The sequence below is a fragment of the Roseovarius amoyensis genome, from assembly GCF_003260265.1.
In the GTDB taxonomy this organism is placed as follows: domain Bacteria; phylum Pseudomonadota; class Alphaproteobacteria; order Rhodobacterales; family Rhodobacteraceae; genus Roseovarius; species Roseovarius amoyensis.
On sequence record NZ_QITQ01000053.1, the window covers coordinates 1 to 8,277 of the forward strand.

An 8,277-nucleotide genomic window follows, 5' to 3' on the forward strand; every position below is an offset into this window, starting at 1 on the left:
GGTCTCGATCAGCTCATCCGGCGGGATCTGGGCCAGAAACTCCGGCAGCAGGGGACTGTCGCCCTGGCGGCTTGACGTGAACTCGACCGTGCGGACATCGCCGGTGCCCACATCCATGGCGATATGGACCTTTCGCCATTGCCTGCGGCGCGTGGTGCCATGCTTGCGGACCAACCACTCGCCATCGCCGCGAAACTTGATCCCGGCGCTGTCCACCAGCAGGGTCAGCGGCTGCCCGGAGGCGCGATATGGGAACTGCACTGCGATCCGCGCCTGGCGGCGACACAGCGTCGAGACGTCCGGCGCCGGCCAGTCGAGCCCGGCCATCCGGATCAGGCTCTCGATCAGCCCGGCCCTCTGGCGAAGTGGAAGGCCGAAAAGCACCTCGAACGTCAGGCAGGTTTGAATTGCAGCATCGGAAAAGGTTTCCGGTCATCCACGCTTGCCGCACCTTTCCGCGTGCCAGACCATGTCCGGATCAAACCAGATCGACAATGAGTCCCGCTTGCGCCGTGAGGCGTTACAGGATGACCAGTTCTTCGTGCGGTAACGGATAGGAGAAGGCTCGGCATGCACCCGATATAACTATCTGGATTCGCGAAGGAATCCCTGTCATCGCTTTGTGCAACAATGTCCGTCACGAGCCTGCGTTGACATTCCTGAAGGGCAAAGATACTACTCGCCAGTAGAAAAAAATTCCTACGTGCCGCGCGCATTACTGACGCACGGCCGCCGGGCTACCGAGATGGAGGATTTGATGACACAACACAAGCCGCAGCGCCAGGCAAGCCAACCCGCGCCCTCCTCGCAGCCAGAGGACGCCTCTCCGGTGCGGACCGATGTTCTGGTCATCGGCGCGGGTGTATGCGGGATCTACGCGCTATATCGCCTGCGCGAGTCGGGTTTCGCAACAATTGTTCTCGAGGCCGGCGAGGCCCCTGGCGGTACTTGGTACTGGAACCGCTACCCCGGCTGCCGCTTCGATTCCGAGAGCTACAGCTACGGCTATTCCTTCTCGCGCGAGCTCCTTCAGGAATGGGACTGGAAAGAGCATTTTGCGCCGCAGACGGAAACGCTCTCTTACCTCAATTACGTCATTGAGAAGTTCGACCTGCGCCGCCACATGGTGTTCGGCAGCCGGGTCAGCGATGCGGTCTACGACGAGGACGTGAACGAATGGGTGGTGCGGACCGAAAACGGGTTGGTGTATCGCTGCACCTATCTTCTGACCGCCGTCGGGATGCTCTCGGCGCCGACACTGCCTCGCATCGAAGGCCGCGAAACCTTCGGCGGCCAGGCCTTCCACACCTATGACTGGCCGAAGGAAAAGACGGATTTCATCGGCGAACGCGTCGGGCTGATCGGCACCGGCGCGACGGGCGTGCAGCTCGTTCCCGAAGTCGCCAAGCAGGCCAAGGAGCTTTACGTGTTCCAGCGACGTCCGAACTGGTGCGCGCCGCTGCACAACTCGCCGATTTCTCCCGAGGAGATGGACCGGATCAAGGCCCGCTACGACGAGATTTTCGCCAAGTGCCAGACAACTCCGGGCGGTTTCCTGCACGGTCCCGACCGTCGCAAGTTCAACGAGGTGCCCGAGGAAGAGCGCCTTGCGTTCTGGGAGGAACTTTACGCCTCGCCCGGTTTCGGGGTGTGGATCGGAAACTTCATGGAAGTGCTCACAGACACCGACGCGAACGCAGAATACACGGCTTTTATTGCCGACAAGATCCGCCAGCGGGTGCACGACCCCGAGGTGGCGGAGAAACTGATACCGCGGGATCATGGCTTTGGAACCAGACGCGTGCCTCTCGAAACGGGGTATTACGAAGCCTACAATCGGCCAAACGTTCATCTGGTCGATGTGAATGAATCCCCGATCGTCCGGATTACACCGAAGGGCGTTCTAACGACATCGCAGGAATACGAAATTGACAGCCTGATCTACGCAACAGGTTTCGATGCCATTACCGGCGCGTTCGACCGGATCAACATCGTTGGCTCGAACGGGGTCAGCCTGCGCGATCAGTGGAGTGAAGGGCCACTCACCTATCTCGGCGTCCAGTCGCGCGGCTTTCCCAATCTCTTCACATTGGCAGGCCCGCAAGGCGGTTCGGTGTCCACCAACTTTCCGCGCGGCATTGAGGACATTGTCGACTGGGTGTCAGGCTTCATGGTGATGCTTCGCGACAAGGGCATCCAGCGCGTCGAGCCGCAGGAAGAAGCGGTTTCTGCTTGGCAGAAGGAAGTTCGCGACCTCTATCAGATGACGCTGTTTCGTACCGCGAAATCCTGGTTCACGGGTTACAACTCGAACCTGGAGGGGCGCGACGGGATCCGCTACCTAATCTATAATGGAGGCTCGCCCCGGTACAGGCGGCGCCTTGAGGAGGTGGCAAACAACGGCTACGCCGGCTTTGATCTTGACTGAGCGGCGGCGGATCAGAAGGGAGCCGTGACCGCCCTGAAACGGGCGTCGGTAACCGCCCCGCTTCAACGACGCTCGAGCTTCGCGGTCGGAGCGCACGCCTCAAAGCGGGTCCCGACGCCGGATACGAGACCGCGAACGATACGGACGCACCTTCTCGACCGAAGTGCACCGCCAGAGGGTCTCGCGGGCAGCTCCCGGAGTACCCTGCTCGCCCCGCAAAGCGCGTTGACGTGGAATTAAAATATACTCTATGGTATTCTCGTCCGCTTCGGGAGGAAGTTGCGACAATAGATAACGGCCCGAGCTTTCTCGGCTCAGGCGTAAGGGAGTAACGGAATTGTTTTTCAAAACCTTGAATATCTCGACCGTAACAGCCACGGCACTGCTCGTTGCGGGAGCATTTTCCGGAGGTGACGCGGCGGCCAAATCGCTGACCCTGAACCAGTACGTGCTACCCAAGCACGTGGTCGTCACCGATGGTACAATGCCGCTGATCGAAGAGATGAAGCAGGCAACCGATGGCGAGCTTGATATCAAGCTCTTTACTGGCGGCACCCCGCTCAGCGCGCGGGCGACGCTCGGCGGGCTGCAAGCTGGCGCGGTCGATGCCGGGATGGTGATTCTGACCTACCACCCGGCGGAACTGCCGATGGTGCAGTATCTCAACGACCTAGCAGTTCCCACCGACGACACGCTTGTCGTCGCCGGTGCGTTCAACGAATTTGTCCTGACCAAGTGCCAGCGTTGCCTAGATGAATTCAATGCGGCGGGCATTGTCTTCACTGGCAGCTACACCGCTGCTCCGCTTATGCTCGTCAACCGCGAGGTTTATCGCACTCCCGAGGATCTGGTGGGCAAGAGGGTTCGGGTTCCTGGCGGCGATTACAACGCGCGTTGGGCAGACTATTTCGGGCTGTCGCCGATCAACGTGGGCGGCTCGGAAGTCTATGAGATGATGAACCGTGGCGGGGTCGACATTACCCTCAATCCTCCCGCGATCCTTCAGACCCATTCACTTGCCGAAGTCGCCAAGAGCGTGATCACCCTGCCGGTGACAATGCACCGTGTCTCATCACCCTTCGTGTTCTCGGCGGAGAGTTGGGCCGGCCTGTCGGAGCAGGAGCGCCGTGCATTTCTGGATTCGGCTGCGGTTGCGATGATGCGCATCACCGGTGCCTATCTGAAGGATTCCGAGGAGGCCCTGACGGACGCGAAGGAACGCGGTATTGAGGTGATCGCGCCGGGTGACGATCTCAAGGCCAAGATGGCGGAGTTCACCGAGAAGGATGTCGAAACGATGTACGCGCTTGCCCGCGAGAAGTACAAAATCGACAATCCCGAAGAGGTCAGAGATGAGTTCATGGCTATGATTGAGAAATGGAAGGGTATTGCCGCCGAAACCGGACGTGACGGCGTGAAGATGGGCGAGCGTCTTCGCGAGAACGCCTATTCGGGTCTCGACGTGTCGAGCTACGGCGGCCTCTGAACCGTGAAAGCGGGCGCCGCCCAGGGGGCGGCGCCCAATGCACCGGAACCCCAAAACACATGACCTACAGACACATCCAGACCGAAGAAGCCGACGGCATCCTGCTGATCGCGCTGAACGAACCTGCGCAGCGCAATGCCCTTAGCCTTGGGATGCGTGCGGAACTGGCCGAGGCGATTGCGGAAAGTCGCGACAATGCCAGCGTCCGCGCGCTCGTTCTCACCGGTCGGGGCGGAACGTTCTGCGCCGGGGGCGACCTGAAAAGCCTTAGCGAGGGCGCCGACCGGGCGATCGCCACCCGGCACCGCATCCAGCTGCTTCATGCTTGGTTCGCCGACTTCGTGGATTTCCCCAAACCCGTGGTCGTGGCCGTTGACGGCCCCTGCGCGGGAGCGGGCTTCAGCTTGGCGATGGCAGGCGATGTGATCCTGTGTACGCCGCGCGCCTGGTTCTGCCAGGTCTTCGGGCGGATCGGCGTGATCCCCGACATGGCGTCGCTCCACCTGCTGCCGCGCCGGATCGGGCTGCCCGCCGCGCGCGAGCTGATCCTTACCGCGCGCCGCATGGGAGCCGACGAAGCTCTGACGCTGGGTCTCGCAAACGAGATCGTGCAGGGCGAGCAGCTTGAAGCCAGGGCGCGGGATGTTGCAGCCCGGCTGGCGGAGACTGCAAGCGAAGGTTTCGTCGCTCACAAGCTGGCGCTGAACCATGCCTTCGAGCGCGCCCCGTTTCATGACTCAGTCCCGCTCCGGCTGGCAGAGCGCTCCACTTTTCTCACCTGAAGGAACCCCGATGACCGTCCTCAAGTCCCAGAGTAACGGCGCGTTGACGCGCATCACCATTGACCGTCCGGAAAAATCGAATGCCCTGTCTTCAGACATGATGGAAGAGATCGCCGGCATCGTGCGCGGCATCGGCGGCGCGCCGGGCGAGAAGGCCCTGGTGATCGACGCTTCGGGCGACCGCGGCTTCTCGGCCGGTGCCGACATCTCGGAGTTACGCGCTGGGCGAGAGGGTTTGGAGCGACAGGAGGAGGTGATCCTTGCCCTCTCCGAAGCGATCGAGACGTGCCCGGCCCTGATCGTCACCGTGCTTCACGGTTACGCGAAGGGCGGCTGCACTATATTCCCTTGCCTCAGCGATATCGTGATCGCGCGGGCAGATGTATCCGTCAGCTTTCCCGAGATTCAGTTCCGCATGTATCCATTCCTGCTGCACGCACTGTTGACGCGGCGGATCCCGGACTCGCTTGCCTGGCAGCTTTGCGCCACCGGTCGCGCGCTGGACGCAGAGGAAGCCTTCGGGCTGGGCTTGGTGACAGAGGTGCTGCCGCAGGACGGATTTCGTGAACGCGCCGAGGAACGGGTGAGCCACTATCTGGATCTTCGCGCCTCGTTGACGCTGGGACGCGAATTCTCTGCCAGTGCTGCGCCCCTTCCATTCGGCGAGCAGATGAAGCTTGCCGGCAGCATGATGCATCGCAACTTTGCCGCGCCCGGCGTGGACGAGGCCATAGAGCGTCATCGCGCGCGCCTGACGTCCAAAACCCGGCCGAATTGAACATATATAGGAAAAGACCATGACAACTGAACGCCGGCGCCCCTCCGAAACAGTGGATCGCGCGATGTTCCGCGAGACGTGCCGACGTTTTGCCGAACGCGAGATCGCCCCGATCTGGCAGGAGGCAGACCGCGAAAGCCAGTTCCCGCGCGCGTTTTTCACAGCTGCCGCGAAGGCGGGCCTGATCGGTATCGCCGCGCCGACCGAGGTGGGCGGCGCGGATCTTGGTGTGCACGAGGAGGCGATCTGCATCGAGGAATGTGCACGTGTCAATCCGGGGCTTCCCAACGCGCTGATCATCCAGGGCGTGGCTGGCGGGATTCTGCATGACTTCGGGACTCCCGAGCAGCAGGACCTCGCACGGGCCTCGATCAATGGCGAAAAGATCCTGGCCATCGCGGTGACCGAACCTGATGCCGGTAACGACGTCCAGAACGTGAAGTCCACGGCGCGACGTGACGGTGACGACTGGGTTCTCGACGGGATCAAGTCCTTCATCACGCTGGCCGGTGAGGCCGATGTTCTGGTGCTGCTGGCACAGACCGACCGTGAGCGCGGTCGCGAAGGCATGAGCTTTTTTGCCGTTGATCGGAATAGCCCCGGTGTCGAGGTGTCGCGCATCCCCACCTATGCTAACCGTCCTGCCCCCACCTACCGGGTGCACCTGAACGGGGTGCGTGTTCCCGAGGCCCGGCGGGTTCCGGCGGGCTTTCGTCAGATCATGGCAGGGTTCAATCGCGAGCGTATCCTTGTTTCGGCGCGCTGGCTGGGACACATGCAGCACGCCCAGGACTGGGCGCTGGATTATGCCAAGACCCGCCACCAGTTCGGACGTCCGATCGGGGCCAACCAGTCCATTGCCTTTATGCTGGCGCAGAACCAGACCGACATCGAAGCGGCGCGCCTTCTTGCCTATGAGGCGGCTGACCGCTGGGACAGCGGATGCCCAATTGCCGATCTAATTCAGCAAGTATCCTGCGCCAAGCTGTTTGTGACCCAGGCGGTCGTGCGGGTCACCCAGTCTGCCTTGCACATTGGCGGCGGCTGGGGCCTCACCGAAGAGCTGCCTGTCATGCGCATGGCGCTCGATGCGCTTGTGGCGCCGGTCACGGTGGGCAGTTTCGAGATCCAGTTGCGTGCGATCGCCAAACAGCTCGGCCTTCCCTGCGACTGATCCGCATGCGGCGATATGCGGCTTGCTTAAGGCGGTGCAGAGTATATGTACAGCGGGTTAGCGTAATGCAGATATTGCAGGAGTGCATATGCCGAAGCAAACCACGTCGTCCATCTTCAAGCTCAGGGAAGAGGATGCCGGAGGAGGAATTGAGATTCTCTCCGCACCCAATGTCCAAGCGGAGGGCGGCGGTAATTCTATCCGTGATGAGCTGCATCTGTATCGCCGCCAGCGCATTCTGAGCAGCGCCGCCGAACTGTTTAGCCAAAAGGGCTACAGCGGGGCGTTGGTTGGCGAACTGGCCAAGAAGATCGGCGTGACCAAGCCTTTCATCTACTATTACATGAAGAACAAACAGGATATCCTAGAACAAATCTGCACTGCCACGATCGACTTGCCGCATCTGGTCATGGACGAGGTCTTTTCCGAGGATCTTTCCCCCACGGACTCGCTTCACACGTTCGTCCGCCGCTTCGCCACGGTGCAGGGCATCAACCAGAACTACGTTTCCGTGTTCTTTCGCGAGGAACTGAACCTTTCGCCCGTCGTGCGGCAGTATGTGATCGGGCGGCGCAGGGAGTTCGACGAGCGCCTTGAGAAACTTTTGCGCAAGGGTGTCGAGACGGAGGATTTCCGCGTAAGCGACGTGCCGTTAACGGCACGCGCGATTGCCGGGATGGTCTGCTGGATCTTCAACTGGTACCAGCCCGAGGGACGCCTGTCGATCGAGGACGTATCGCAGCTCTTTGCGGAGCTGACGCTGAACATGGTGGACGCTAGACGCCGGCCCGACCAGACGGTCTAGGAGAGTACCGCAAAGAGTGGGGCAGTTGAATCGTGGGGATGATGCCGCCAAGGATTTTGGATGTCCACCGCACCAGAAATCTATCAACTGAAAATTCGTCTTCTTGGGATCAGCCCAGTGATCTGGCAGCGCGTGCCTGTGCCGTCTTCGACAAGATTGTGAGAGTTGCACGGCATTCTGCAGGTGGCCATGGGCTGGGAAGGAATTCACCTGTTCCTTTTCGATGCTTACTTCGGGCCAAACCCACGGAGGAGATCAGCTTCAGCTCGAAACCGGCCTGGCCGAGATGATGGGCCAGCGGTCGGTGAAAATTGCCGTTCGCTTCAAATCCGATCCGAACCGGCAGTTCGTAGCTGGCAAGAGACCTGATCAGGCGCTGAAAGTCCTCCAGCGTGTTTGTGATCGTCAATCGGCGACGGCGCTTCTTGCCAGAAACGCCAATCAGCACCTCGTGGCGGTGCTTGCAAACGTCGATTGCGACCAGCAAGGTCGAAGCGGATAGTATGGGGGCGGTCATAGCCGGTCTCCTCAGCGGTGTGGTTTATGCAAAATCACTGTTGAGACCTGAGACCAGGTTATGGCCACCAGCTACGCTATTTCGGGGCTGCGCGCGTGGCCATAACCTTTCAGCGGCGCGTCTTCCCGACGTGGTGCGGATTTCGCAAATTCCCGGACAGGGATTTCGGTAATTCCCGGACTGAACCGCCCCGGGTTTACCGGAGAGTAAAACTCTCAAAGGATGAGCCCTATGGATCAGAAGAAGCCCACCCCGAAGTACACAGCCGAGTTCCGCGAGCGCGGCGTCCGGCTATTCCGTGAACATC

At 60.8% G+C, this 8,277-nt stretch carries 6 protein-coding genes and 2 pseudogenes; 6 read left to right on the forward strand and 2 right to left on the reverse strand.

The genetic code is table 11. From position 1 onward, the window contains the following. Positions 1–576 (reverse strand): annotated as a pseudogene (locus tag DL899_RS18765) (IS5 family transposase); the annotation flags it as partial. 181 nt (positions 577–757) lie between these two features. Here DL899_RS18765 and DL899_RS18770 point away from each other — a divergent pair. The 6 genes from DL899_RS18770 (at position 758) to DL899_RS18795 (ending at position 7,453) form a co-directional block, all read left to right on the forward strand. Then, positions 758–2,428, forward strand: a complete 1,671-nt coding sequence (locus DL899_RS18770; protein ID WP_111735850.1) for a flavin-containing monooxygenase — start codon at positions 758–760, stop codon at positions 2,426–2,428. Between the two features lie 337 nt (positions 2,429–2,765). Next, positions 2,766–3,914 carry a C4-dicarboxylate TRAP transporter substrate-binding protein gene (locus DL899_RS18775; RefSeq protein ID WP_111735845.1) on the forward strand — a complete coding sequence of 383 codons (1,149 nt, stop codon included), beginning with the start codon at positions 2,766–2,768 and terminating at the stop codon, positions 3,912–3,914. A 59-nt stretch (positions 3,915–3,973) separates the two neighbouring features. Then, positions 3,974–4,696: an enoyl-CoA hydratase/isomerase family protein gene (locus DL899_RS18780; protein WP_111735846.1), complete on the forward strand. Its 723-nt coding sequence runs from the start codon at positions 3,974–3,976 to the stop codon at positions 4,694–4,696. 10 nt (positions 4,697–4,706) lie between these two features. Then, the gene (locus tag DL899_RS18785) at positions 4,707–5,474 is read left to right on the forward strand and encodes an enoyl-CoA hydratase/isomerase family protein (RefSeq protein WP_162685663.1); all 768 of its coding nucleotides are present in this window, start codon (positions 4,707–4,709) and stop codon (positions 5,472–5,474) included. Positions 5,475–5,493: 19 nt separating this feature from the next. Next, positions 5,494–6,648, forward strand: coding sequence for an acyl-CoA dehydrogenase family protein (locus tag DL899_RS18790; protein WP_111735848.1), 1,155 nt, complete (start codon positions 5,494–5,496; stop codon positions 6,646–6,648). Positions 6,649–6,736: 88 nt separating this feature from the next. Beyond that, positions 6,737–7,453, forward strand: coding sequence for a TetR/AcrR family transcriptional regulator (locus DL899_RS18795; RefSeq protein ID WP_111735849.1), 717 nt, complete (start codon positions 6,737–6,739; stop codon positions 7,451–7,453). Between the two features lie 226 nt (positions 7,454–7,679). On the opposite strand, the pseudogene DL899_RS18800 reads toward DL899_RS18795, so the two are convergent. Continuing rightward, a pseudogene (locus tag DL899_RS18800) lies at positions 7,680–7,970 on the reverse strand (IS110 family transposase); the annotation flags it as partial. Between the last annotated feature and the right edge of the window lie 307 nt (positions 7,971–8,277).

Coding starts and splice junctions, on each gene's coding strand:
- DL899_RS18770 (WP_111735850.1), top strand. CDS start 758: ATGACACAACACAAGCCGCAGCGCCAGGCAAGCCAACCCGCGCCCTCC.
- DL899_RS18780 (WP_111735846.1), top strand. CDS start 3,974: ATGACCTACAGACACATCCAGACCGAAGAAGCCGACGGCATCCTGCTG.
- DL899_RS18785 (WP_162685663.1), top strand. CDS start 4,707: ATGACCGTCCTCAAGTCCCAGAGTAACGGCGCGTTGACGCGCATCACC.
- DL899_RS18790 (WP_111735848.1), top strand. CDS start 5,494: ATGACAACTGAACGCCGGCGCCCCTCCGAAACAGTGGATCGCGCGATG.
- DL899_RS18795 (WP_111735849.1), top strand. CDS start 6,737: ATGCCGAAGCAAACCACGTCGTCCATCTTCAAGCTCAGGGAAGAGGAT.